The organism is Nocardia sp. Tas62D01 (assembly GCF_055232035.1).
In genome coordinates this window covers 5,983,311-6,008,240 of sequence record NZ_JBUYUZ010000001.1, presented here as the reverse complement: position 1 = coordinate 6,008,240, position 24,930 = coordinate 5,983,311, and the positions used below count along the sequence as shown (strand labels likewise).

The 24,930-nt window shown below is 65.6% G+C and carries 21 protein-coding genes, 1 tRNA gene and 2 pseudogenes; 8 read left to right on the top strand and 16 right to left on the bottom strand.

All coding sequences use genetic code 11. The features are described 5' to 3' along the window. Nucleotides 1-624 precede the first annotated feature (624 nt). Nucleotides 625-1,689: an LLM class flavin-dependent oxidoreductase gene (locus tag ACV7NQ_RS28540; RefSeq protein WP_463365853.1), complete on the top strand. Its 1,065-nt coding sequence runs from the start codon at nt 625-627 to the stop codon at nt 1,687-1,689. Between the two features lie 58 nt (nt 1,690-1,747). Here ACV7NQ_RS28540 and ACV7NQ_RS28535 read toward each other — a convergent pair whose 3' ends face one another. From ACV7NQ_RS28535 to ACV7NQ_RS28525, 3 genes are all read right to left on the bottom strand, one after another. After that, on the bottom strand, nt 1,748-2,779 hold the full coding sequence (locus ACV7NQ_RS28535; protein WP_463362433.1) for an aldo/keto reductase: 1,032 nt from the start codon (nt 2,777-2,779) through the stop codon (nt 1,748-1,750). 18 nt (nt 2,780-2,797) lie between these two features. Next, nucleotides 2,798-3,487, bottom strand: a complete 690-nt coding sequence (locus ACV7NQ_RS28530) for a hypothetical protein (protein ID WP_463362432.1) — start codon at nt 3,485-3,487, stop codon at nt 2,798-2,800. Nucleotides 3,488-3,703: 216 nt separating this feature from the next. Then, nucleotides 3,704-4,851 (bottom strand): IS3 family transposase gene (locus tag ACV7NQ_RS28525; RefSeq protein WP_463358517.1). Its coding sequence is split into 2 segments (ribosomal slippage): nt 3,704-4,581 and nt 4,581-4,851, totalling 1,149 coding nucleotides; the frame shifts between segments, so codons are not numbered across the junction. Nucleotides 4,852-5,430: 579 nt separating this feature from the next. Between ACV7NQ_RS28525 and ACV7NQ_RS28520 the strand changes: the two genes are divergently transcribed. The 3 genes from ACV7NQ_RS28520 (at nt 5,431) to ACV7NQ_RS28510 (ending at nt 7,140) form a co-directional block, all read left to right on the top strand. After that, entirely contained in the window at nt 5,431-6,048 is a 618-nt protein-coding gene (locus tag ACV7NQ_RS28520; protein ID WP_463362431.1) for a GNAT family N-acetyltransferase, read from the top strand. Further along, nucleotides 5,981-6,292: a DUF4145 domain-containing protein gene (locus tag ACV7NQ_RS28515; protein WP_463362430.1), complete on the top strand. Its 312-nt coding sequence runs from the start codon at nt 5,981-5,983 to the stop codon at nt 6,290-6,292. Before ACV7NQ_RS28520 ends, ACV7NQ_RS28515 begins: the two co-directional genes overlap by 68 nt. A 446-nt stretch (nt 6,293-6,738) precedes the next feature. Next, nucleotides 6,739-7,140, top strand: coding sequence for a DUF732 domain-containing protein (locus tag ACV7NQ_RS28510; protein WP_463362429.1), 402 nt, complete (start codon nt 6,739-6,741; stop codon nt 7,138-7,140). 176 nt (nt 7,141-7,316) lie between these two features. Here the strand turns inward: ACV7NQ_RS28510 and ACV7NQ_RS28505 are convergent. After that, a pseudogene (locus ACV7NQ_RS28505) lies at nt 7,317-7,899 on the bottom strand (recombinase family protein). 188 nt (nt 7,900-8,087) lie between these two features. Here ACV7NQ_RS28505 and ACV7NQ_RS28500 point away from each other — a divergent pair. Next, nucleotides 8,088-8,243, top strand: coding sequence for a helix-turn-helix domain-containing protein (locus ACV7NQ_RS28500; protein WP_463362428.1), 156 nt, complete (start codon nt 8,088-8,090; stop codon nt 8,241-8,243). Nucleotides 8,244-8,259: 16 nt separating this feature from the next. Here the strand turns inward: ACV7NQ_RS28500 and ACV7NQ_RS28495 are convergent. Together ACV7NQ_RS28495 and ACV7NQ_RS28490 are read right to left on the bottom strand one after the other, a co-directional pair. Next, a pseudogene (locus ACV7NQ_RS28495) lies at nt 8,260-11,019 on the bottom strand (aminotransferase class I/II-fold pyridoxal phosphate-dependent enzyme); the annotation flags it as partial. A 215-nt stretch (nt 11,020-11,234) separates the two neighbouring features. After that, nucleotides 11,235-11,855: a hypothetical protein gene (locus tag ACV7NQ_RS28490; protein WP_463362427.1), complete on the bottom strand. Its 621-nt coding sequence runs from the start codon at nt 11,853-11,855 to the stop codon at nt 11,235-11,237. Between the two features lie 257 nt (nt 11,856-12,112). Here ACV7NQ_RS28490 and ACV7NQ_RS28485 point away from each other — a divergent pair, with 257 nt between their 5' ends. Further along, entirely contained in the window at nt 12,113-12,442 is a 330-nt protein-coding gene (locus ACV7NQ_RS28485; RefSeq protein WP_463362426.1) for a hypothetical protein, read from the top strand. Nucleotides 12,443-12,851: 409 nt separating this feature from the next. Here ACV7NQ_RS28485 and ACV7NQ_RS28480 read toward each other — a convergent pair. Continuing rightward, nucleotides 12,852-12,923, bottom strand: a tRNA-Gly gene (locus ACV7NQ_RS28480). A gap of 124 nt (nt 12,924-13,047) precedes the next feature. Next, nucleotides 13,048-14,355 (bottom strand): MFS transporter, encoded by a 1,308-nt coding sequence (locus tag ACV7NQ_RS28475; protein ID WP_463362425.1) that lies wholly within the window; start codon nt 14,353-14,355, stop codon nt 13,048-13,050. On the opposite strand from ACV7NQ_RS28475, the gene ACV7NQ_RS28470 reads away from it, so the two are divergent. After that, complete coding sequence (locus tag ACV7NQ_RS28470) at nt 14,354-14,689, top strand: ArsR/SmtB family transcription factor (protein ID WP_463362424.1); 336 nt, start codon at nt 14,354-14,356, stop codon at nt 14,687-14,689. The two genes, ACV7NQ_RS28475 and ACV7NQ_RS28470, sit on opposite strands and share 2 nt — an antisense overlap. A 91-nt stretch (nt 14,690-14,780) precedes the next feature. Here the strand turns inward: ACV7NQ_RS28470 and ACV7NQ_RS28465 are convergent, their stop codons facing one another. From ACV7NQ_RS28465 to ACV7NQ_RS28430, 8 genes are all read right to left on the bottom strand, one after another. Continuing rightward, on the bottom strand, nt 14,781-16,091 hold the full coding sequence (locus tag ACV7NQ_RS28465; protein ID WP_463362423.1) for a M16 family metallopeptidase: 1,311 nt from the start codon (nt 16,089-16,091) through the stop codon (nt 14,781-14,783). 80 nt (nt 16,092-16,171) lie between these two features. Further along, nucleotides 16,172-18,451 carry a polyribonucleotide nucleotidyltransferase gene (locus tag ACV7NQ_RS28460; protein WP_463362422.1) on the bottom strand — a complete coding sequence of 760 codons (2,280 nt, stop codon included), beginning with the start codon at nt 18,449-18,451 and terminating at the stop codon, nt 16,172-16,174. A 535-nt stretch (nt 18,452-18,986) separates the two neighbouring features. Then, nucleotides 18,987-19,256 carry a 30S ribosomal protein S15 gene (rpsO, locus tag ACV7NQ_RS28455; protein WP_014986888.1) on the bottom strand — a complete coding sequence of 90 codons (270 nt, stop codon included), beginning with the start codon at nt 19,254-19,256 and terminating at the stop codon, nt 18,987-18,989. A gap of 139 nt (nt 19,257-19,395) precedes the next feature. Next, on the bottom strand, nt 19,396-20,382 hold the full coding sequence (locus ACV7NQ_RS28450) for a bifunctional riboflavin kinase/FAD synthetase (RefSeq protein ID WP_463362421.1): 987 nt from the start codon (nt 20,380-20,382) through the stop codon (nt 19,396-19,398). A gap of 572 nt (nt 20,383-20,954) precedes the next feature. Next, nucleotides 20,955-22,070, bottom strand: coding sequence for an acetamidase/formamidase family protein (locus ACV7NQ_RS28445; RefSeq protein WP_463362420.1), 1,116 nt, complete (start codon nt 22,068-22,070; stop codon nt 20,955-20,957). Nucleotides 22,071-22,073: 3 nt separating this feature from the next. Then, the gene (locus ACV7NQ_RS28440; RefSeq protein ID WP_463362419.1) at nt 22,074-22,481 is read right to left on the bottom strand and encodes a RidA family protein; all 408 of its coding nucleotides are present in this window, start codon (nt 22,479-22,481) and stop codon (nt 22,074-22,076) included. Further along, nucleotides 22,478-22,741, bottom strand: a complete 264-nt coding sequence (locus ACV7NQ_RS28435; RefSeq protein ID WP_463362418.1) for a hypothetical protein — start codon at nt 22,739-22,741, stop codon at nt 22,478-22,480. Before ACV7NQ_RS28435 ends, ACV7NQ_RS28440 begins: the two co-directional genes overlap by 4 nt. A gap of 60 nt (nt 22,742-22,801) precedes the next feature. Continuing rightward, nucleotides 22,802-23,506, bottom strand: a complete 705-nt coding sequence (locus ACV7NQ_RS28430; RefSeq protein ID WP_463362417.1) for a FadR/GntR family transcriptional regulator — start codon at nt 23,504-23,506, stop codon at nt 22,802-22,804. Between the two features lie 523 nt (nt 23,507-24,029). Between ACV7NQ_RS28430 and ACV7NQ_RS28425 the strand changes: the two genes are divergently transcribed. Continuing rightward, a complete protein-coding gene (locus ACV7NQ_RS28425) occupies nt 24,030-24,698 on the top strand; it encodes a metal-dependent transcriptional regulator (protein WP_463365852.1) in 669 nt (222 codons plus the stop codon). Nucleotides 24,699-24,930: the final 232 nt, after the last annotated feature.

Genomic DNA, 24,930 nt, shown 5'->3' with positions numbered 1-24,930 from the left:
CGTGCGGGAGCCACCGGATACCGCGTGGCCACGCGGTATCCGGCTTCGGGACGATCATGCCGGGCGGCCAGGCCGTCGTATGGCGAAGCCTCCGAATCACGGGCAGCGCAACCGTCGAGTGGTTCCCGCGTTGAAGGACACAACATTCGCGCATGCACAGAAACGGGAGACGATGGTACCGAACCGACTGCATCTCGGCGTTGCGCTCGACGGAGCGGGCTGGCATCCAGCCGCGTGGCGGGAGCCGAACTCCCGGCCCGCACCGAGACCGTCGTCACCGCGCTCGTGCCAGTGAGCGAGCGTACCCGCAGCGCAGGCCCGCTCGAGCTCAGCGCCGTAGCCGGCAGCCGGACGGCGGGGGTCCGGCTCGACGACGTGTTCGTCCCCGACGAGCACGTGCTCGCTGCCCAATCGCTGGCGGAGGCACGATTCATCGACATCGGCACGGCCAGCGATGCTCGCGGTCATCACTTCGGTCTCGTGGAGACCGTCCTGGGTGAATTGGAGCAGACAGGGCGCGCTCCGCCCTCTTCGTCCTGGTCCAGGGACAGACCACCGACATTCGCCGAGCGCAACTCGCCCAGCTCGCCCGCTGATCACTACCACCGAACAGGAATCACCTCGATGAGTCTCGAATTCCTCTGGTACATCCCCAACGAGGTCACGCCCGGACACCGTGGCGACGCCGTCACAGCCGACCACAACCGCCTGGAAACCCTGACCACCCAGGCGAAGGCTCTCGAGGAGCACGGCTGGAAGGGCGCGTTGCTCGGCACCGGTTGGGGTCGCCCGGACACACTCACCGTCGCCACGGCGCTCGCCGCAAGGACGACGACCTTCGAGCCGCTCATCGCGATCCGGCCCGGCTACTGGCGGCCGGCTCATTTCGCGTCCGCCGCGGCGACCCTCGATCATCTGACGGGTGGCCGGGTCCGGGTCAACATCGTGTCCGGGAAGGACAACCTAGGAGCGTTCGGAGACAGCGAGGGCGACCCGGCTCATCGTTACGCCCGCACCAAGGAATTCATCCAGCTCGTCCGAAAGCTGTGGACCGAGGAGAAAGTCACCTACCGGGGTGAGCACTTCCAGGTCACCGATTCCACGGTCGTGCCCCGGATCGCGCCACGCGGGGACCGGCTGCACCCGAAGCTCTACTTCGGCGGCGCGTCCGAAGCCGCCGAGCGGGTCGCGGCGACTGAGGCCGACGTGCAGCTCTTCTGGGGTGAACCGCTCGACGGTGTGCGGGAACGGATCGAGCGCCTGCGGTCACTGAGCGCGGAACTCGGGCGCGAGCACGCGCCGCTGGAGTTCGGCCTGCGGATCACCACGTTCGTCCGCGACACTACCGAACAGGCCTGGGCAGAGGCAGAGGCGAAGGTGGAGGAGATGGCGAACAACCGCGGGGTGCCTCCGCAGAACCCGCACCGCCAGACCGCTGTGGGACAGCGGCGGCTCCTCGACCTGGCCGCCCGTGGCGACGTGCTCGACGACAATCTGTACACCGCACCCGGGAAGTTCGGTGGCGGCGGCGCAGGCACCACCTGGCTCGTCGGCTCCCCCGAGGACGTCGCCAAGTCGCTGCGCAAGTACCGCGACCTCGGCATCACCCACTTCGTGCTCTCCGACACCCCGTACCTGCCGGAGATCGAGCGTCAGGGCAACCAACTGCTGCCGTTGCTGCGGGAATGAGCGCGGGGAGGACCACGTGCCCGCTACGCGGGGACGCTGTCCGCTGCGCGCTCGGAAGTCAGAGCCGCAGTCCTGTCCCGTGCACACCGTGCTCCTCGATGAGCTCGAGTTCTTCGTCGGTGAGCGCCGGGAAGTCCAGCGCCGCGATGTTGTGGTCGAGCTGCTCGGTCGAACTCGCACCGATCAGCGCCGAGGTGACCTCCGGTCGCCGCAGCACCCACTGCAGCGCTAGCTGGGCGAGTGACTGGCCTCGGGCCTCGGCGATCTTGTTGAGCTCGGCGGTGCGTCGCCGGTAGGTCTCATCAATCACATCCGGCGACAGGAAGGTGCTGTTCTGCGCTCGTGCGCCCTCGGGAATCGCCTCCAGGTACTTGTCGGTCAGCAGGCCCTGTGCGAGGGGCGAGTAGACGATCAGGCCGAAGCCGTCCTGGGCTGCGGCATCCAGCAGGCCGTTCTGTTCGGGGCGCCGGTCGTAGATCGAGTAGCGGGCCTGGTGGATGAGCAGCGGGACGCCCGCCTGCCGGAGCAGCTCGGCAGCCTCGTGGGTGCGATCAGGCAGGTAGTTGGAGATGCCGACGTAAAGCGCCTTGCCCTGCTGCACCGCGCTGACCAGTGCGCCGACGGACTCCTCCAACGGCGTGCTGAGATCGGGCCTGTGGTGGTAGAAGATGTCGACGTAGTCGGTGCCGAGGTCGCGCAGACTGTGGTCGAGCGACGTGAGAATCGACTTGCGTGATCCTCCCCTGAGGTAAGGGCTCGGACCGATCGGGTTGCCTGCCTTGGTCGACAGGATGAGCTCGTCACGGTAAGGGGCGAGGTCCTTGGCGAGCACCCTGCCGAAGTTCTGCTGGGCGGCGCGGTGCGGTGGACCGTAGCGGTCGGCGTTGTCGAAGTGGGTGATGCCCAGGTCGAATGCGTGCAGGATTATCTCCCGCTGCGTCGCGAACGGGTAGTCGGTACCGAACTTCTGCCACAGGCCGAACGAGAAGGCAGGTAGATCGAGGCCGGAGTTACCGGTGCGGCGGTACGGGACCTTCTCGTAGCGGTCCTCGGCAGCGGCGTAGGTCAGATCGAAGGGGCCCTGGGTCATCGGTGTTGTCTCTTCCGTTCAGGTCAGTGGTTGCAGTGGGTCAGTGGTTAGAAGAGGCCGGTAGTCGGTGGTTCCTCGCCCGTCAGGTGGTACGCCCCTGCGACCGCCTGCTTCCACTGCCGCGGGGTGTGATTGGCGGCGGTGCGCGCCTTTGCGCCAGTGCCAGTCGAATCCTAGGTCTCGGTTGGTGATGGAGCCACCGCCCACGTCGAAGACCAGCTCGACCGCGGACTCGATGGCGATCGCACCCGCTTGCGCGACGTGAACCGCGGCAGCAGCAGCACCGCCGCTGCGTGCAACGGGCCCGGTGAGACCCCGGACGTCCTCGAGTGTCTGAGCCGCCAACAACACGACGGCCCGCGCTGCCTGCGCGCGCGTGGCGATCTCACCGACCGTCTGCCGCACGTACGGATCCTCGCGCTCTTGTCCGTAGAACTGTGCTTGATCGGCCGGGCCTTCTCCCGGATACAGCTGCGCGAAGGAGCCGAGCCACGGTTGTCCGGCGGGCTCTCGCTGGGAATGGTCACCTCGTCGGCGCGCGTAGTCGCGCGCCTCCTCCCGTGCCCTGGCCGTGTCGCCCAGTCGCTGGAGAACCGGTCGGATCGCGGCGCGAATGCCCGCCACGGTAAGACCGGAGGCCGACGTGCCGTTGTGACCGCGGTGGTGAAGAACCTGCCCTGGTTGGCTCAGCTCGGTGCACCCGGACACAGAGCTTGGCGTCCTTCTTCGAAACGTCCAGGCCAGCGCACCGGACGTGAACGATCTCCATCGCTGCCACCTCTATTCCCGTCGACGGACCACTCGGCGCCCGCCGCGGGGAGGGCAGGGAGATAACAGGAGTCCGACGCTCGGGCTCGAAGGCACTGACCGGTCCCCGATGACGGAACCACCCGGTTTTAGAGCCAGGTTGTTTTCGATCCGTATTCAGTTGATGCCGCAGGCCACCGGGTGGTGGCTGTGGCTGCAGCGGGCAGCGTACTCGGCCGGGGTCAGATAGCCCAGCGCCGAATGTCGATGTCGTCGGTTGTGGTCTACCTTGTAGTCGCCGATGACGACGCGGGCTTCGAGCAGGCTTGTCCAGTGGTTCCGGTCGAGGCATTCTTTGCGCAGCCGACGGTTGAACGATTCGACGAATCCGTTATTCCACGGCGTGCCCGGTGGGATGTAGATGATCCCGACCCGGTTTGCGCAAAACTGTTGCAGCGCATGGGAAATCATTTCCGGCCCGTTGTCCATCCGCAACACCGTCGGCGACCCACCATGAGTGGTGAAGACCTTCTCGAGCTCGGTGACGAGCCGCTCGGCGGTGATCGAGCGTTCAACCAGATGCAATAGTGATTCACGGGTGTGTTCATCGACCATCGACGCGATCTTCACCGCTCTGCCGTCGATGGTGGAATCGAACTGAAAATCCAACGCCCACACCACCTTCGGTGCATCCGCATCGACCGGCGGCATCGACGAAACGCCGGCCCGTTTACGCGGCTGGTGCTCACGCACCTGCAGCCCTTCCTCCCGCCAGAGCCGATGCACCTTCTTCTTGTTCACCGAGCTGCCCTCGTCGAACCGCAACCGCGCCCACGCCCGCCGGAACCCGTGACACGGGTTCTTCGTAGCATACGAGCGCAGCCAGGCCCGCAAACCGGCGTCCGGATCATCCGGGGTCTGCGCGAGGGGCAGCCGCCGATACGTCGAACGAGCAAGCCCAACGACCTTGCACGCGAACCGTTCCGACACGCCCTTCACTGCTGTGAGCATGTCGACGGCACGGCGCTTGGACGCTGGGCTCAGAATTTTCCCCGGCTGATCTCCCGCAGGGCGTCCTTTTCCAGCTCCGCCTCGGCCAGCAGCCGCTTGAGCCGGGAATTCTGCTCCCGCAGCTCCTTGAGCTCCTTCGCCGCATCGGTATCCATACCGCCGTAAGAGCGGCGCCAGTTGTACAACGTCGCCGCCGACACTTCCAGCTCTGCGGCGATCTCCTCGCCCGACTTACCGGCCGCGGCCAGCTCATCGGCACGGCGCAGCTTCCGCACGATCTCCTCCGCGGAATGCCGCTTCCGTCCTCCAGCCATGATCCCAATCGTCCCTTCTGGCCCCTACCAGGGCCAACAGGACTCTAATACCGAGCGGTCTCATTCATTGGGGACGGGCCAGCACCAATCCACGGTTTCCGTGGAAGCCCTCCACCACCATGCTGACCTACAGGCTCACCGGCACTACAGAGGATTCGGGGTCGACCGCGACGAACACTCCCCAGTGTCACCCACCACCCGACCCGGTGACCAGAGCAGGAAATCAACTACCGGCGCCGTCGCCTCGCACTCGAAACTGGCTCATCCCAATCGAGCACTGGCACGCAATCACCGATTCCGCACCCGAACAGCTCGACGAAAACATCCGACAGCTCGCATCCGCCATCATCTGGTGCCAGATCTCATCCGGCGAACTCCGTTACGCCCCAACCTCACACCGCCCCAATCGACCACAACCACGGTGGCATTCCATCCCCCGATGGACCACGCACCGCTCCATAGCATCACCGCTGCCACCGCTCGCCGAAACAATCACCGCACTCGCTGACCGACTGGCCATACACATCAACACCGGCTACGCAACAGGGTGGTTGGCCACTCAGAGCATCGAGCAGTTCGATGCGCGGCAGGAGATTGAGAGACGATCACGGGATGAACGACGGATGGTCTGATCACCTGATAGTGCGTCCCTTGACCGTCATCGACGCCCGCCAGGTGGCTAGCTGGCAATACGGCGGCCCATGGCAAATCTACAACCTGACCGCTGACGACGAATTGCCCAGTGCAGCTGACGGATACATGGCAGTGGCCGACGCCGACACCGGCCGCATTGTCGGGTTCTTCTGCACCGGACCAGAAGCACGAGTACCAGGCCTTGAAGAAGACCCCGACGTAATCGACCTTGGTGTCGGCATGGATCCACGATGGGTCGGCAGAGGTCACGGCATGCACTTCGGCACTGCCGTAATCGCTCACCTCCGCCAGGACCATCCGACGACTCCAGTTCGTGCAGTCATCCAAACGTGGAACACCCGGAGCCGACAGCTAGTCCGCCGGCTCGGATTCGCCGAGTGCGATGAGCATCGGTGCATCCAGAATGGTCGGCCTGTCGACTACACCGTTGCAATACTGCCCGCTTCCGGCCAAGCGATGCCCCTATCGGTGACAGGTGACGCTACTGCGGCAGGCCATCGAACGACTCATGGATGCGCACAGGATCCCAGACACCAAGCCTAACGGGAGGGACCCTATCAAGACGAGCTATCGCAGCCTGCACGAACGTCTCGAAGACTTCGAGGCCAGCCATCCCGATGCCGCCGAACTGCTGGAGGCTGCCAAGTGGGAAGGCAACGAGGGCGCCCATCATGGTGAGCTCAAGGCATCAGACTTCGTCGATGTCAGCCGAGATGGTCGAGGTTGCTCTCGGCCTTCTCTACGCGAAGGACACCACGGCAGTGCGCGCGCGAGCCCAACGCATTAAAGAAGCTAAGGGGCTTGTGCCGTAGATGGCCCAGTAGATCAGGCCGGTTGCTGTGTCGAGAATCGTTCATTTTATCGACACCGGGCCGCCGAGACCGGAACTGTCGATATTCGAAGGCCGGTGCAGTGCTGACGGGGGTATTCCGACGCGAATGCCTAGGACTTCGAACATCGGTCAGTCTCGAACTCCTGTGCACTACAGGTGGTTTCGGTTCGCACTCGTGTTCACGACGCTGCGGCGCTGCGCAGGTAGCTGTACATGGTTTCGCGGCTGATGCCGAACTCGGAAGCCAGCACCGACTGCTCGATCGCCAGATCAACGCGCCAGATGATCATCCGGTTGGCAAGTCGACACGTCGACCGCGCCTGGCAACTTCACCACCAAGGTATTCAGCAACCGCCTATTATTAGTCGGTAAACAAGATCATTTCGTTCGGGGAGGGCCCGATGAACGCACGTCGCCTGGTCTCGTCTCTGTTGGCGACTACCGCCACCGTCGGCGGGTTGATCATCGGCACAACCGCACCGGCGAATGCGGACCCACGCCCCGACCCGTGGGTACAGGGGCAGATCGACTCGCAGACCGAGGACGTACCCGGATTCCTGAATGCCATCAACACATCCGGCGTCGACCGAGGCGGCATCAACGATCAAGACCTCGTCATCAAAGGCCACCAGATCTGCGACCAGATCTACAGCAACCGCGGCGACATCAGCGGCGCAGCCCTCCCCTACACACGCCCCGACGACTTCCGTAGCATGGAAATCATCTCCGGCGCCAGCGTGAAATACCTATGCCCACCAGCAGCAAAATACGTCGGCCCGAACATTCTCGACGCAGTCCCATAAGACGGTCGAATCGGCGCCGGAGATACGATGTGCGCCAGCCGAGTTCGATGCGGCGTACCTCAATCGAGTTGAGCGAGCTTATGAGGTTGCGCCGTGGCCGCCGGCCAAGCTGCATCCCAGCGCACTTCAGTTGGCACAGCTGATAGGGATTTGACTCGGACTCGTGACCAGTGTAGTCAGCTGCCGATCCCGGCGGCGGTGAGATGGCGGTAGATGGTCGGTGGGGTGACGCCGAACTCGGCGCCGATCTGCGCCACGGTGTAGCGCCGCTTGCCGGTGTCATCGAGCTCGTCATACATCTGCCGCGCCAACTGCACCTGCCGTGGGCCGAGCTCGGGCTTCTGGCCGCCGGTGCGGCCGCGGGCACGGGCAGCAGCGAGGCCGTCGCGGGTGCGTTCGGACATCAGGGCGTGCTCGAATTCAGCGATGGCGCTGAGGATCTGGAAGAACATGCGGCCAACCGCAGTCGAGGTGTCGATACCCTGGTCGAGCACCACCAAGTCCACGCCCCGGGTCTGCAGGTCCTTGGACAGTTCGATCAGGTGGGAGGGTGCGGCCGAGCCGGTCGAGCTTTTTGACCACCAGCGGGTCGCCAGGCCGGTTCGCGACCAGTAGCGCCTTGTCGAGTTCGGGGCGGGTAGCGAGTTTGCCGGAGGCCTTGTCGATGAAGATCTGTTCGCAGCCGGTTGCGGCGAGCGCGTCGTGCTGGGCGCCGGGGTTTTGGTCGGTGGTGGATACACGCCCGTAGCCGATTCGCATGCGCCGCAGCGTATCGGGTAACCCCGACAGGTTGACGTTGCCGCGTACAGGGCAAGCATTACAGATTCGGCCTGCGGAAACCTCCTGTCGCGCTATGTGTCTCGCGACGCCACCCCGCTCTTGCTGCCCAAACGGACACACTTGTCCGGCCCTGAGCCCGCCGCATCGGCCGAAGACGTCCGGGCCGCATGACTCACCGCAACGCCCCGCTCCCCCTGGAAGGGCGCCGCAGGCTCATCGAGCGCCGTCGCGCCCGCCCGGTCGCGCATGTTGCCACTGAGATGGGGATATCGCGAGCGACGGCGTCGAAGTGGGTGAATCGTTACCGCCGCTACGGCAAGTGACGGTGGCTGGTGCTGGCGCCGGCGCACCGCCGCCCGCCGCGGCACTTGCGTGCCGAGCCGCGGCCAGCCGTGCGAGCGCGGCCTCGGTGAAGATCGACAACCCGAGGTCGGGGTTGTATCCGTGAATTTCCTTGACGTCGAGCTCGGCCAGGAAATACAGGATCTCCGTCGAGATCACCTGGCCCGGGACCAGCACTGGGAAGCCGGGCGGGTAGGGGACGACGAAGGTGGTGGACACCAGGGTCTTCCCCTTGGCGAGCCGTCGCCCGGCGTCGCCGAGCAGGACGTGTTCGCGGTCGGACTCCTCATACCCGGCGTAGAAGGCCGATCGCATGTCGCCGAACGAGCTGGCGCCGTCAGGACGAAACGTGCTGTCGAACTCACTGAAGTCGGGCAGCGCTGGCAGATACTTGGTGATCTCGTCAACCCGGCGCTGTTGCAGGGCGCGATCGGCCTTACCGGCCGCGTTCTGGCTGCGCTCGAAGTCGGTAGCCACCCGACGTAGCACGTCGAGCAGGTAGTGCACGCTCGACCAGGTGACGCCGATCGTGAAGATCAACAGCACACTGTTGATCGAGGTCTTGTTGATCTGGATGCCGAACCGGTCCATGAGGATCTTCTCGCGGAACTCGTACCCGTTCATGCCGGTCTTGCCGATGAACAGGGTGACCCGTGTCGGGTCGAGCACGAACTGATCGGACCGCCACGCCTCGTTCCACTCTGCCAAGCCACCCTGCCTGACCTGCCGGTACGAGCTGACTTCAGAGGACCGGAACTCGTCGGGTACCAGGTCGGCCTCGTCGAGGATGCGGAACCACTTGCCGATCAGCCGGTCTTTGCGGACGCGGTGACGGAAGACCAGCGCCATGTCGTAGACCTGCCGGACCAGCTGGAAGCCCTCGATGTCGACCTGCCGACGCGCCAAGTCCAACGACGCCAGGAGTTGCTGGTTCGGCGACGTCGAGGTGTGGGTCAAAAACGCCTCATCGAATGCCTCGCGGACGAGAGCTTTGAAATCCTGGTCGCGGACATGGATCATCGACGCCTGCCGAAGCGCCGACAGCGACTTGTGGGTGGAATGCGTCGCGTACACGCGTACCCGCGCACGCTCGGGGTCGGGAAGCAGCCGGTGGTTGCTCCACTCGGCACGGTCGACTCCCTGCATCGACGCACGCCACGTGCGGTACTCCTCGGCATACCCGGGCGATGACAACGTCGATTCGAGTTGCTCGGCGGCAACCATCGCGGTCCGCTGCCGTGCCCACGGCACCGCGGTTGCGAACGCGTACCACGCCTCGTCCCACAGGAAGCAAATGTCCGGCTTGATCGCCAGGACCTCCTCCATCACGCGCCGGGGGTTGTAGACGATGCCGTCGAAAGTGCAGTTGGTGAGCAGCAGCATGCGCACTCGGTCCAGTTGTCCGGCCGCCTCGAGGTCCAGCAGCGCCTTCTTGATGGTGTGCAGCGACACGGCTCCGTAGATCGCGAACGGCTCGAGCGGGTAGGCGTCCAGGTACATCGGGTACGCCCCGGCCAGCACCAGGCCGTAGTGGTGCGACTGATGGCAATTGCGGTCGATCAGAACGATGTCGCCCGGCCGGGTCACGGCCTGCACAACAATCTTGTTCGCGGTGGATGTTCCGTTGGTGACGAAGTACGTCTGATCGGCACACCACGTCACGGCGGCTTTGTCCATCGCCGCCCTGATCGTGCCGTGTGGGTCCAGCAGTGAGTCCAGCCCGCCGGAGGTGGACGACGTCTCGGCCATGAAGATGTTGCGGCCGTAGAATTCGCCCATGTCCTGCAGCGACTTGGAGTTGAAGATGCTGGCGCCACGCGCGACGGGAAGGGCGTGGAATTGGCCGACCGGCGCGGCCGCATAGGCACGCAGGGCGTCGAAAAACGGTGTGGCGAACCGGCTCCGGACGCCGGCGAGCACCGTGCTGTACAGGTCGGTGACATCGTTGAGCCGATAGAACGTGCGATCGTAGACGTCCGGCTCGTCCTCGGTCTCCGTGGCGATCGACTCGTCGGTGAGCAGATACAGGTCGATATGAGGCCGCAGCTGCCTGATCCACTCGCCACATTCAACCCAGTCGTGGGTGCAGTCGGTCACGACCACGTTGTCGTTGGCGCCGAGCAACGTGGTCATCAACGGCACCCGGTCGCGTGAACGAAGCGGCAGGTCATGCCGGATGATCGCCGCTTGAATCTCGCCGTTCAACGCGACGGCGGTGATGGCGTCCTCGATGCTCGCCACGACAAGCAGCTCGAACTGCACATCGTCCGACGGGTCGCGAAGCGCCCGCAGGCTCTCCGCCAGGTTCTCGGGAGCCCCGGGCGGGGAATCGTCGCCGAGCAGGACGGTGTAGAACTGCTGCTGTTTAGCCCGCGCCACCAGTTCCTGATCGGCCAACGGCGCGGATGTGTCGAACACAGCTGTGCGGTCGCCGTACTCGGAGAGCAGGCGCACGGCCAGCGACACCTCCTCGGTGAGGCGCACCGTGGCAAGATCGGCGACATATCCGCGAAACATCGCCAGTCTCGCCGCGCCTGGATACAGCCAGTACCGCTCGTAGGCGCCGAGACGATCGAGGAGGCGCCGCACCCGGGCGGTGTCGTGGGTGGTGTCCAGCCCGGCACGATTGACATCGGCGAGCTGCCGGCACGCGTCGTCGAGCAGATTCCACGTATCGATTCGCGAGTACGACGGGTTCGCTACCGCCGCCAGCGCGGAAACACAAAGCCCTCTCGGGCGCTCTCCGTCTCGATACATGTCGTCAGTTCCGCCTCCAATCAGTGCAGGCGAGGTGATCTGTCGAACACGACAGATCACCCTGGAACATTCATCCCTCCATATTGTGTCCCGCCATCGAGCAAATTCCTAGCTGCCGAGTGCGGTCGACCGCGACGAACTGATCGACTCCGCGGCTATGTCAGCAACACCTGACAGGCCGTTGCGCCGTCGTGGCGACGGCACAACAGTTGCCGTCACACCGACTCGGGTACACGCAGATGCGCGAGCGCCAATTCGAACTCACAGCCGTCGATCACATCGGCACCGGATCGACGGCTGGCGTCGGCCCGCAGCGAGGCAGCCTGGTCACGGTTGCGAATCATCGACTCGGCGCCGTCGTACGTGACACAAGAGACGGCGCGCCCGGACGCCCTGTTGATCACGAGGCTCGCACTGCAGAACCCCTCGAGCGTCTGCATTTCCAACAGGAACTGGGACCTGTAGGCCTCGACGGCCGCGTCGAGCCGTTCCGGGGCGGTCTTGACCCAGACAGCGCGGACACAGGCACCCTGCCGCGAACGGTGATCGCGATGCAGGACAGCGATCTCCCATTCCTCGACCTGGGCGCCGCCGCCGAACATCTCTGCGACGCGATCGCGAATCGGGCGAACCCGGTCCGCGCTATCGCGCATCGCCTCCTCCGATTCCCACGCGCTCGTGGCGATGCACCGGCCGGACTTCCGATCGACCAGCAAAGACAGCCCGACACAGCCCGAGATGTCGGCCAACGCCGGCATCACGTCGTCGCGCACATGCGCAATCCCGGCATCAATAGCGGAGAGTCGCGCCTGAATTGTGGTGGAGCGTGCATACACGACCCCACCCCCTCTCTGCTCGGAGGCAGCGCCCCGGTGGCGCCACCGGTGCCATTCACACTGCTCCTCCGCAGACAGCCAGGCAATAGCAGGTGCCTGGCGCACTCGGTTCGGCACTCGTTCCCTCGGCCACGCCGCAGATCCGTCGATCGCCGCACGGAAGCTCTGAGACGCCGCCTTGTGTTCGCCGAGCACTGCTTGGATCATGCCGGTCAGTTTCGCGCCGCGTCTCGAGCGGGACGTGATGCGAGCTCTTGGTGGTGATCCCTACGACCACGACAGCGATGTATACCGGTCCGCTGGTGTCTCCCGGTATCTATGACGGGCTGGTCCGTACGGGGCTCGGGATCGCGGTCCGACATCCGGTGGGGTTGGATGCGCCGTTTCTTTCAGTGATCCGACGCGCGGCTAATACCGGCGTTTCGCTGGCGGAGCATCTGCGGATGAAGGCGTCGGCAATGATCGCCCGCGGTGCCGAGCGCGACGCACCGAAACTCGCCGACTGGGATACCTATCGGTCAAAGGTCCTCGACAGCGATCTGCGGGAGATCGCGCACGCCGTCGCGGATGTCCTCATCAGCAACTGAATGCGGCAGTGATCGACCGCTCTTTCGGATCCGGTTGTGCGTGAACAGATTTGGCCGATATCCGACAACGTGAGGTACTCGACACGTTTGGATGACACACCGCTATCCGTCATGGATTTTGCGGTGATCGGGATGGCGCCCCCTGTCCGGTCACGGCTCGGTAGCGTGGCCGAGCATGGAACGCCTGGTGATCAGTTTATCGCGCGGTGAGACCAGTTCGGAGTGGGCGATCTTGTGTATTGCTCCCACGCAGTCGCTGACGTGCCCAAGGAATCTGGCCGATCTAGTCTTGCTGCTATGTCTACGCCAGACAAGCCGACCGTGTCGCTCACCGTCGAGGGCGCAGACGGCGAACGAGAGACCGTCGAACTGCCCGGTCCAGGGGGAAACTGACCTGGGGATTTGTGAGAGCGGATGACGGGATTCGAACCCGCGACCCTCACCTTGGCAAGGTGATGCGCTACCACTGCGCTACATCCGCATTCGCGTCCCGAGAGCTTCGTTCTTGCCATCGTGGCGCGAGAAAGAACAATAGCCGACACCTTGTGTATACGAGAAATCGCGAGAGTCCCCGCAGCGCGCCATACCTGCGGGGAGCTCTCAACTCACACAGTCGCTTGCAACGCCTCGTGATTGCGCCGCAGGCCAAGCCCCGCCGCGATCAGGCAAGCCAGCGCGACCACGCCGACGAACCAGGGGAACACCGTGCTCAGGCCCCAGGTGGTGGCGGCCCAACCGGCCAGGATGGTGGGCAGCGCCATCGCGGAGTAGGCGAGCAGGTAGTACGCCGACATCGTCTCACCCCGCTTGTGGTGCGGCACAACCTCGGACAGATGCCGCAGCGATCCGCCGAATCCGAGACCGAAGGTGGCGCCGAGCAGCACACCGGCACCGAGAACCACGACCCAATTGTGGGTGCCGAGGGCGGGCACGGTAAGCAGCAGCGCGATCGCCATGCCGGTGTCGCCGATGATCGCCGCACGTCGGGCGGGCACTCCGGTGGCGAACAGTTGCGCGGTGGCGCCGGACAACGCGGTGGAGGCGACGACCGCGCCGCCGAACACCAGGTTGTGGATGCCGGTCTTCTGCGCGGCCAGCGACGGGTACAGCGACAGCAGTACGCCGAGCACCGACCAGGCCGCCATCACGCCGATCGCCGAGAACCAGAAGTCGGCGCGGATCTCCTGCGGGACAGCCGGTTTGGCGATCCGGATCCGACCGGCGACCCGGGTGGCATGCGGCTCGTTCAGCGCAAGCACGCCGACACCGATGATCAAGCAGATCACGGTGATCACGACGTAAGGCGTGCGCAGCGGATTCGGCGCGTACTGTGCCAGCAGCGCGGAGCCCAGAATCGCCACGGCCATACCGACATTGAACGCGACACCAGTGAGTTGCCCGGACCGCGCGCCGCGGGTCGGCCGCATATCCAGCAGGGCCGCGGCGCCCGCCACGACCGTCGAACCGACCGCGATGCCGTGCAGGGCGCGAGCCAGCAGCAGCATCGGCACCGAATCGGCCAGCATGAACACCACCAGCCCGACGATCATCGTGACAAAGGCGCCGAGTAGCACCGGTTTACGCCCGACCACATCGGAGATCCGGCCGGAGACCAGTACCGCACCGAGGGCGGCGACCGCGTACACGGCGAAAACAATGGTCGTGGTGAGTGGCGAGAGATGCCACTGCTTCTCATAGATGCCATAGAGCGGCGCAGGCACACCGGAAACTCCGAGCGCCACACCGCTGGCAGCCAGCACCAGCGCGTAGGCCCATCGCTGCGAGGTTTGTTCGTCGGCGGCCACCATTGTCGCTGCCATCGCAGCTCCCATCAGGTAGGTTTGATAATCATCGAACTTGCCTAGCCTACATTCGGTATGATGAACGTCAAACCCCGGAGTGAGGTAGATCATGACCGAAGCTAAGGAGCTGGCCTCGGGGACCGCAGCACCGCCGGTAGCGCCGCTACCCGCGGTGCTAGGCGCCCTACAGGACCCGGTGCGACTCGAGATGGTGCGCCGCCTGAGCAACGCAGGCGACGCCGTGCGCTGCGGCGCGCTCTACGAGGTAATCAACAAGTCCACCGCCACGCACCACTTCAAGATTCTGCGCGAAGCGGGCGTCATCGAGCGACTGATTATCGACGGCCAAACCTGTCAGCGCCTGCGCACCGAGGATCTGGACGACGCACTGCCGGGACTGCTGCCCGCCATTGTCGACGCGGCCAACCAGGCCCGCCAGGACTGACGGCGCCGGGCTGGCGGCGGCGATCAGCCCACCTAACCGCCGCTCTTCTCGGGCGGCACCGCACCGGTTGGCGGCACTACCTGCCGCTATGTCAGCTATCGACCAATCGGCGCACGGCGGCAGGCAATTCGCGGGTGCGCCGGTACGGCCCGGCAACGGACGAGCCGAACGGCCGAGCCAGGAGCGTAGCTGCGATTGCCGACACCTCCTGGGTGGTCACCGCATCAATGCGCGTCAACGTTTCCGAAACACTCCGGTGGTTACCGTAACTGAGTTCGCTGCGACCGATCCGGTTCATTCGGGACGCGGAATCCTCCAGGCCCAGTACCAATCCGCCACGCAACGAACCCTTGGCCCGCGCGCATTCGGCGTCGGTGATCCCGTCTGCGGCCACCTCTTCCAGCACACCCCGCGCCAGCGACGCGACCTTGCCGAGGTTTTCCGGCTGGCAGCCGATGTACACCGAGAACGCCCCGGTATCCGCGAAGGTGTCCACGCTGGAGTACACCGAATACGCCAGGCCGCGTTCCTCCCGAATCCGTTGGAACAGCCGGGAACTCAGCCCACCGCCAATAACGGTATTGAGCACCGACAATGGCCAGCGCCGCTCCCCCTCGTGCCTGCCGAAGGCGCGCACACCGAACACCAGGTGGGCTTGTTCGCTGTCGCGGTAGCTCCGCTGCAGTTCCGGAGCGCTCTGCGTTCGGAACCGACCCTCGCGCCGAGGCGCGGGCTCTGCAGTCGAATCGAGCCGATCCGAGAACGCGCGATGCACCAGTTCGACGGTGTGCTCGTGCTCCACATTGCCCGCCACCGCGACGACCATCCGGTCCGGCCGGTAGCGCCGCAGATGGAAGCCCCGCAACTGGGCCGCCCGCATCGCCTCGATGGACTCGATGGAGCCGATCACTGGACGACCGATCGGATGATCGCCGAACAGCGCGCTGAGGAACCCGTCGGCGACCAGATCTTCCGGATCGTCGTCGCGCATGGCGATTTCCTCGAGCACCACCTGCCGTTCCACGTCCACATCGGATGCCCGGCACAGGCCGTTGAGCACCACGTCGGAGACCATGTCGACCGCCAGCGGCAGGTCTTCGTCGATCACGTGCGCGTAGTAGCAGGTCTGCTCCTTCGCGGTGAACGCGTTGAGTTCCCCGCCGACCGCGTCCATCGCCTGGGCGATGTCCAGCGCCGACCGCGTCGGAGTCGCCTTGAACAGCAGGTGTTCCAGGAAGTGCGCGGCGCCGGCGACGGTGGGTCCCTCGTCGCGTGAACCAACCCCGACCCACACCCCGATCGACGCTGATCGCACGCCGGGCACGTGCTCGGTGACCACGCGCAGTCCGCCGGGTAGGACGGTGCGCCGCACCCCGGTATCGACCATTCGCGCTTCGTCCATCCGGAGTTCTAGTAACGAACCCCCCTGCTCACCGAGGAGCAGAGGGGTTGTCCTTTTCTTCTGCGTCACAGAGACAAGTACTACTCGGTCCCCGCCGCGTCCGCATCAACGGTCTCGGCGGCAGCAGGCTCGTCGGCGTTCTCGTCGACCGGCACCAGCGAGATCTTGCCGCGGTTGTCGATATCGGCGATCTCCACGCGCAGCTTGTCGCCGACGTTCACCACGTCTTCGACCTTGGCGACGCGCTTGCCGTTGCCCAGCTTGGAGATATGGACCAGGCCGTCGCGGCCCGGCAGCAGCGAGACGAACGCGCCGAAGGCAGTGGTCTTGACGACCGTGCCGAGGAAGCGCTCGCCGACCTTCGGCAGCTGCGGGTTCGCGATGGCGTTGATATGGTCGATCGCCGCCTGCGCCGCAGGGCCGTTGGTCGCACCGACGTAGACGGTGCCGTCATCTTCGATCGAGATGTTGGCGCCGGTCTCCTCGGTGATCTGATTGATCACCTTGCCCTTCGGGCCGATGACCTCACCGATCTTGTCGACCGGGATCTTGATCGCGGTGACGCGCGGCGCGTACTGGCTCATCTCGTCCGGGCTGGTGATGGCCTCGGCCATCACGTCCAGGATGGTGTTGCGTGCGTCGTGCGCCTGGCTCAGCGCACCGGCGAGCACCTGCGAGGGAATGCCGTCGAGCTTGGTGTCCAGCTGCAGCGCGGTAACGAAGTCACGGGTACCCGCGACCTTGAAGTCCATGTCGCCGAAGGCATCCTCGGCGCCGAGGATGTCGGTCAGCGCGACGTAGCGGACCTCGTCCTCACCCTTGTCGTTCTTGATGGTGTCCGACACCAGGCCCATGGCGATACCCGCGACCGGCGCCTTCAGCGGCACACCGGCGTTGAGCAGCGCCAGGGTCGAGGCGCAGACCGAGCCCATCGAGGTGGAACCGTTGGAGGACAACGCCTCCGACACCTGACGGATGGCGTACGGGAACTCTTCCTGGCTCGGCAGCACCGGCATCAGGGCCCGCTCGGCGAGCGCACCGTGGCCAATCTCGCGGCGCTTCGGCGAACCGACGCGACCGGTCTCACCGGTGGAGAACGGCGGGAAGTTGTAGTGGTGCATGTAGCGCTTGCTGGTCTCCGGGCCGAGCGAGTCGACCTGCTGCGCCATCTTCACCATGTCGAGGGTGGTGATACCGAGGATCTGGGTCTCGCCACGCTCGAACAGCGCTGAACCGTGTGCACGTGGCACCACGGCGACCTCGGCGGACAGCGCGCGGATGTCGGCAAGACCGCGACCGTCGATGCGGAAGCCGTCAGACAGAATGCGCTGGCGCACCAGCTTCTTGGTGACCGAGCGGAACGCCGCGCCCAGCTCCTTCTCGCGACCGACGAAGTCGTCGGCGAGACGGGAAAGCACCTCGACCTTGATCTCGTCGATCTTCTCTTCGCGCTGCTGCTTGTCGGCGATCGACAGCGCCTCGCCCAGCTCACGCTTGGTGGTGCCCTCGACGGCCTCGTAGACATCGGCCTCGTACGGCGGAAACAGCGGGAACTCGCCGGTCGGCTTGGACGCCAGCGACGCCAGGTCCTGCTGCGCCTTGCACAGGCGGGCGATGAACGGCTTGGCGGCCTCCAGGCCCTCGGCGACTACGGCCTCGGTCGGCGCCTGCGCGCCACCCTCGACCAGCGCGATGACCTTGTTGGTGGCCTCGGCCTCGACCATCATGATCGCGACATCGCCGGACTCGACCACGCGGCCCGCGACGACCATGTCGAACACGGCGCCCTCGAGCTGCTCGACGGTCGGGAACGCGACCCACTGGCCCTCGATCAGCGCGACGCGCACGCCGCCGACCGGACCGGAGAACGGCAGGCCCGCGATCTGGGTGGACGCCGAAGCGGCGTTGATGGCCACCACGTCGTAGAGATCATTGGGATCCAGGCTCATCACGGTGACGACCACCTGGATCTCGTTGCGCAGACCGTCGACGAACGAAGGGCGCAGCGGCCGGTCGATCAGGCGGCAGGTCAGGATCGCGTCGGTGGACGGGCGGCCCTCGCGGCGGAAGAACGAACCCGGGATGCGACCGGCGGCGTACATCCGCTCCTCGACGTCGACCGTCAGCGGGAAGAAGTCGAAGTGATCCTTGGGGTGCTTGCCCGCGGTGGTGGCCGACAGCAGCATGGTCTCGTCGTCCAGGTAGGCAACGACCGAACCGGCGGCCTGACGGGCCAGACGGCCGGTTTCGAAGCGGACGGTGCGGGTGCCGTAGCTGCCGTTGTCGATCAGCGCGACGGACTCGAACACACCGGGTTCGACCTCTACGGCCGAGGACGTACGTTCAGTTGTTTCGGTCATTTTCTTCTCTCAACCTCTCGTCTTCGCCGAGTCGAGCGCCATCGGGCGCGACTCGACTGTCGTCAGCCGTACCGGATACGGGCGCGCAGCAACCATGCTGGCTGCAACGCGCACACCCGGCCAGATCCCCTTGGACTCGGCGACGCGGAGGCGGTCATCGATCGAAGCCCGCCGGCGGAGTCTCACCTGCCGGGAGGCCACTACCGAAGACCGACGCCACGCGGGCGGGTGCATACGGCTGTGCAATGTTGTCATGCACCGGGGTAGTCCACCCCACATACACAAATAGCCAACGGGGAGATTGTATGCCTCCCCGTTGGCTGGGGCGCCGACAGCCTCGTGTAAGGAGCGTGTCAGGCACATTCCGCTCGTAGCTCGACCACCACGGAGCGAGTCTTACGAGCGACGTTCGCGGTCGGCTCGCGTCCGAGTGGCCGAAACGCATGCGACGCAGTCGCGATTCTCGGCAGCTCGGACGCGAGCCTTCGAGGCCGCGAACCCCCGCAGCGCCGCAGGCGCTGCAAATAAAACACCGTCAGCGGCGCAGGCCGAGACGCTCGATCAGCGAACGGTAACGCTGGATGTCGTTGGCCGCCAGGTACTTCGACAGGCGACGACGTCGACCGATCAGGGCCAGCAGGCCGTGCCGGGTGTGGTGATCGTGCTTGTGCACCTTCAGGTGCTCGGTGAGGTCGGAGATCCGCTTGGACAGCAACGCGATCTGGGCCTCCGGCGAACCGGTGTCCTTCTCGTGCAGGCCGTATTCCTTGAGGATTGCCGACTTCTGCTCGGTGGTCAGCGCCATGGGGCATCCACTCCTATTTTCAGTGCCGCGCTCGGAGACTCCGGTTGCCCGGGTCGGGTGCCACCGCGGACCGCAGCAAACCCGAGGATTCACCCTACCGGACGGCCTCCGGCAAGACCGAATCGCGGTCGCTTCCGGCTCAGGCGTCGGGTGATGTCGACGGCTCGGCAGCTGCGAGCACCTTGCGGGTGTTCTCTACATCGTGGCCCATCGCCTCGAGCAAACCGTCTATCGAATCGAACTTGCGCATGCCGCGCAGGTGCTCGACGAAATCGACGGCAACGTGCTGGCCGTAGAGGTCGGCCTCGCCGTCGAGCACGTATGCCTCGACAGTGCGGGCGCGCCCGGAGAAGGTGGGGTTGGTGCCGACCGAGATCGCGGCCATCGCGCGATCGCCCGGCGTCACGGTGCCGATGGTCGGGCCGGGCCCGAGCACGGTGAACCAGCCCGCGTACACCCCGTCGGCGGGGATGGCCGCGTGCATTGGCGGCGCGACGTTCGCGGTGGGGAATCCGAGTTGTCTGCCGCGCCCGTCGCCGTGCACCACCACACCCTCGACGCGGTGCGGGCGACCGAGTGCCTCGGCGGCAGCCACCATATCGCCCGCGTCGACGCAGGCCCGGATGTAGGTAGAGGAGAACGTGACCGCGTGCTCGCCGATCAGCTTCACACCGTCGACCTCGAAGCCGAAGCGCTCACCCAGCTCGTGCATAGTCTCGACGGTGCCCGCCGCCTTCTTGCCGAAGGTGAAGTTGTCGCCAACCACCACCTCGACCACATGCAGCCGCTCGACCAGCAGATCGTGCACATACCGGGCGGGCGTCAGCTTCATAAAATCCTGGGTGAACGGCATCACGCAGAACACGTCGACCCCGAGTTCCTCGGCCAACTCCGCGCGCCGGGTCAGCGTGGTCAGCTGCGCCGGGTGCGAGCCGGGACGCACGACCTCCATCGGATGCGGGTCGAAGGTCATCAGCACCGCCGGAACACCGCGCGCGGCAGCGGACTTCACGGCCTTGCTGATCAGCTGCGCATGGCCGCGATGCACGCCGTCGAACACGCCGATCGTGAGCACGCACCGCCCCCAGTCCGCGGGGACCTCGTCGAGACTTCGCCATCTCTGCACAGTGCGCAGCCTACGCAAATGAGGTAGCGAACAGTATTCGGGCGTGCTGATGTCACACAACGCTTCCGGTGTCGTATACGGATGATGAATCCCGTGTTCACCGACAAGACCGCGGCGACACTTACCTATCTCCGGCTGACCGCGCTGGGCCTTCCTGCGGCGCCTGCTCCATAGTCCTCGAACAACCTTCCGTGAAAGCCGTTCGGGCTGCCGTCGGATCAGACGACAACTACCCGATTAGGGGATCACGTCGCGGCGGTAGGCCGCCTGCGCGACTGTCCGCCATCCCGCTGTCGTGCGGATACCTGCTCTCAATATTGCGATCTACCTGCACTGACCTATCCCGTTCCTGCATTGACCAGCAACGGCGGCGATGGCATGCTTCCTGAGGAGATCCAGTTCATCCATTTTGAATCCAATTTTCTGGATCACCTGACGAGTCGACTGCAGAACCCCGGGACCAGGCGCTGCAGCTCGTTCTGGACAGCACGTAGCAGACGCGGACCAGGCCAGGCAAACGCCGACCGCCATCCGGCATTGCGCACTGACCCGTAACGGCCCGGCTGAGCGGCTCAAGTCCAGGCGGCGAAGTCGCTCTTGCGAATGAGACAGTGCACGCCCTTGACGTCGTCCACTACCTGGGACACCACGAAGTCGCCGGCCGCGCTGAGGTAGGCGTACCCCACGTCCGTCGGCACCTGGTAGACCTCCTCCAGTATCCGCAGTGCCTCGCGGACGGCCTCGCGGAACGCCTCGTTGAGGTCGCGGTGCAGCCCAGCCGCCAGCCAATGCAGCGGGGTCTCGCCCACCAGACGATCCAGCCGTCCGAGCAGCTCGCGGCTCTGCGCGGCCGGCAACACCGTGACCCGCAGCGTCGCGCGCAACGGCGCCTCCAAGGCGGTGAGCGCGACCTCGCCGTGCCCCTGGGCGTAGTGCGGGTCACCCGCGAACAGGCCGGCGCCCTCGACCTGCACCGGCAGGTACAGCGCGGTGCCGCTGACCAGGTCCTTGATGTCGATGTTCCCGCCGAACGGCCCCGGCGGCACCGAGTTCAGCGGGGTGTCGCCGGCCGGGGTCACGCCGATAAGGCCGAGGAACGGCGCGAGCGGAAACCGGATGGCGCGCCCACCGCCGGCCATCAGACTGCCGGTGAAGTCGTCGGACACCGGGCAGAAGAGCGACACCGTGCCCGATTTCTCGGGATCGCCTGGACTGGGAACGAAGTCCGGGTGCGGTAGCGGCGGCAACTCGCCCGGCAGCGCCCCATATCCGTGCCGGTTCGAGATGATGCCGTACGGCGCCCGGGGAACGAGCTCCAGGAATTCGACCTTGACCACGTCACCCGGGTGGGCGCCGGTGACGCCGATGGGGCCGGTCACGACGTGCGGGCCGGCCACGTTCGGGTCCCGGGACGGGTGCCCGGCGGCGATATCCGCGGCATCCCGCAGGATATCCGCGGGAGCGACGCCGAACTTGCCGAAGAACGCCTTGGGATCCCGGCCGTGATCTTCAACGATGCCTTCGTGTGACACGGTGTCGATCGTGATCGTCTCGCCGGAGCGCATCTCGACGGCCGGCATGGCGCCTTCCGCGGGAAGCCATCCCCAGGACACCGAGTCCAGCGTCGACGGCAGGTAGTGGTCGCCGGGAATGGGGCCTTCGTGCGGCTGAAGCAATGGCAGACTCATTGGTTACTGTCCTTCCGGGATTCCGGCGATGAGGTCGATTTCCACGTCCGCGCCGACGGCCAGACCGGAGACGCCCACACACGTCCGGCTCGGCAGTGGGCCACGGAACCAGGTGCGGTAGGCCGTGTTGAAAACATCGAAGTCGTCGAACGAGGTGAGGTAAACCCGCACCATCAGCACGTCGTCGAGGGTGAGCCCGAATTGGGCGAGGACCGCTTCCAGGTTGCGGCGCACCTGCTCGGCTTGCGCGACCACGTCACCCGGCACCAGCTCGCCGCTGGCCGGGTCCGTCGGCATCTGACCGGTGACGAACACCAGGGAGCCGAACTTCGTCGCATGCGCGAACGGGCCGACCTGGGGTGGCACGCCTTCGTTGGGAGTAAAGGAGAACGTCTCCTTGATCGCGGTCATACGCCGACCTCCGTCGCTCTGTCAGCACCCATCACCCGCAGGAAGCGGGCCGTCGCCGGGTGCTTGGGGCGGGTGAGTACCTCGTCGGCCGGCCCTTCCTCGGTCACCGAGCCTCCACTCAGGAAAACCACGCGGTCCCACTGCTGGCAGGCGGGCGAAGCCGCGGCGGCCGGGGCGGCGCTGGTGGTCGGGCTGCTGCCGCAGCCCGCTGCGAGCATGAGCGCCGCAACGGATGCGAGGGCGGGGACAATTTTACGCAAGGCGGTATTCCTCTCGGGGACAAACAGAAGTCAGCCGCGGTGAACGCGACCGGAAAAGGGCTATAGGGGAAAGTTTTCGTTGGTCAGCTCGGCGACTTCCCGAAGATGCCGGAGCATGGCCGTGCCTGCGGCGTCTTTGTCCCGTTCGGCGACGGCGTCGAGAATCGCGCGATGTCCTCGATAGGAAACCTCGCGCGCGTGTTTTGTCGCGTGGGAGAAGACGCGGACCGACCGGGTCCACGTGCTGGTCAACGTGTTGAGCGAAGCCAGCAGCGGATTTTGTGAGGCTTGCGCCAGCAATAGGTGGAATTCCAGATCAAGTTTCTCGGAACCCTCGGCGGTCAATCCCTCAACGGTGTGCTCGAGCACGCCTTCGAGTTCCATCAGGTTCGCGTCGGTCGCCCTGCCGGCAGCCAGCCGCGCGATCTGCGGTTCGATCGTCTCGCGCAGTTCCGCGACATCACGCAGCTTGCGGTCCTCGCCGGAGATGTGTTCGTAAAGATCGCGCACATGCTCCGGCGGTGGCAATACGACAGTTCCGCGGCCCGGCCGGCGTTCGATGAGCTTTTTCGCCTCCAGCTCATGCATCGCCTCGCGCAGCGACGCCCGCGATACCCGCAGGTCCGCCGCGAGATCACGTTCGGCGGGCAAGCGGTCTCCCGGGTTGAGGTCGCCCAGGGTGATCAGGCGTTCCAGGTGCGCCGCGATCTGCACGCTCACACTGCGTACCCGCAGTTCGAGCGGGCGAATGGCGCGTTCCGCCACGTTTCACCGTCCCAACTTGGTCTGACCATCTGACGAATGAGACGTTAGATCGAGGCGGACGGCGGTGGAAGGCGCTTAACGAGACCGGAACGAGCCGTAACGAGACCGGAACGAGCCGTAGCCTCGGGAAATGGACGCGCTCGCGAACGGCGCTGTGACGAAACCTGCCCGTCACGTTGGGAGACATCGCCGCTGCCGGTGAACGGCGCGCGGGGCGGGTTCGGCTTCTATCGGCGGTCGCGGTGGCTATCGTCACCGGAGTCGGTGTAGCCCGCGTGGCGCTGTGGATCCTGCACCTTGCAATTCACACCAACACCGCCGCCGATCGAAGTGTCTGTATGTGTGAATCGGCGGTCGTGTGCATAAGCTCGAGTATGTGCCCGGTAAACGAGACATCGCCACCCGACGCGAGCTGGCCGACACCTCGGCGCAGCTGACCAGCGACTCCGCGCAGCTGCCCGACGGCTCGGCGCGGCTGGCCGACGAGGCAGCGCAGGGCGATCCGCACGGCAGCACCGCGACCATAGCGCCGGTGCTCTCGTCGGTCGCTCAGGACTATCTGAAAGTGATCTGGACCGCGCAGGAGTGGTCGCAGGAGAAGGTGTCGACGAAGCTGCTTGCCGAGCGGATCGGCGTCTCGGCCTCCACCGTCTCCGAGGCCGTTCGCAAACTCGCCGACCAAGGTCTGGTCGAGCACGCCCGTTACGGATCGATCACCCTCACCGAAAACGGTCGACTCGCCGCGATCGCCATGGTGCGCCGCCACCGACTGATCGAGACCTTCCTCGTCAGGGAACTCGGCTACCGCTGGGACGAGGTGCACGACGAGGCCGAGGTGCTAGAGCACGCCGTCTCGGAACTGCTGATGGCCCGCATCGACGCCAAACTCGGCTTCCCCGGCCGCGACCCGCACGGCGACCCCATCCCCTCGGTCGACGGCGCTGTCCCCACCCCGCCGGCCCGCCAGCTCAGCGACTTCCACGCCACCGAATCCGGCCGCGTCGCCCGCATCTCCGATGCCGACCCCGACATGCTCCGCTACTTCGACTCCGTCGGCATAGCCCTCGACACCCCCATCGCCGTAGTAGAGCGCCGAGACTTCGCAGGCACCATCGCCATCCGTATCAACGACCGAACTCTCGACCTGGGCAGCCCTGCCGCCGAAGCCATCTGGCTCACCACCGCCGACTGACTCCCCTTTTCCGTCGACCGATCGGGTGTGGTGGTGACGATTCGTCGTCACCACCGCCCGCCGCCACGTACACCTGCCCGGATCATCGCACGACGCGCGGCCGTTGCTGCACCAATTACGTTGTCCCACTCCGGATCCGAGACATACCAAAGGTCGGCGCTGTCGCCGAGTCTAGAAATCACCGGCCCCGAGGACGCGATCCAGATCCCGCAGGCGTTCGACCTCATCACCC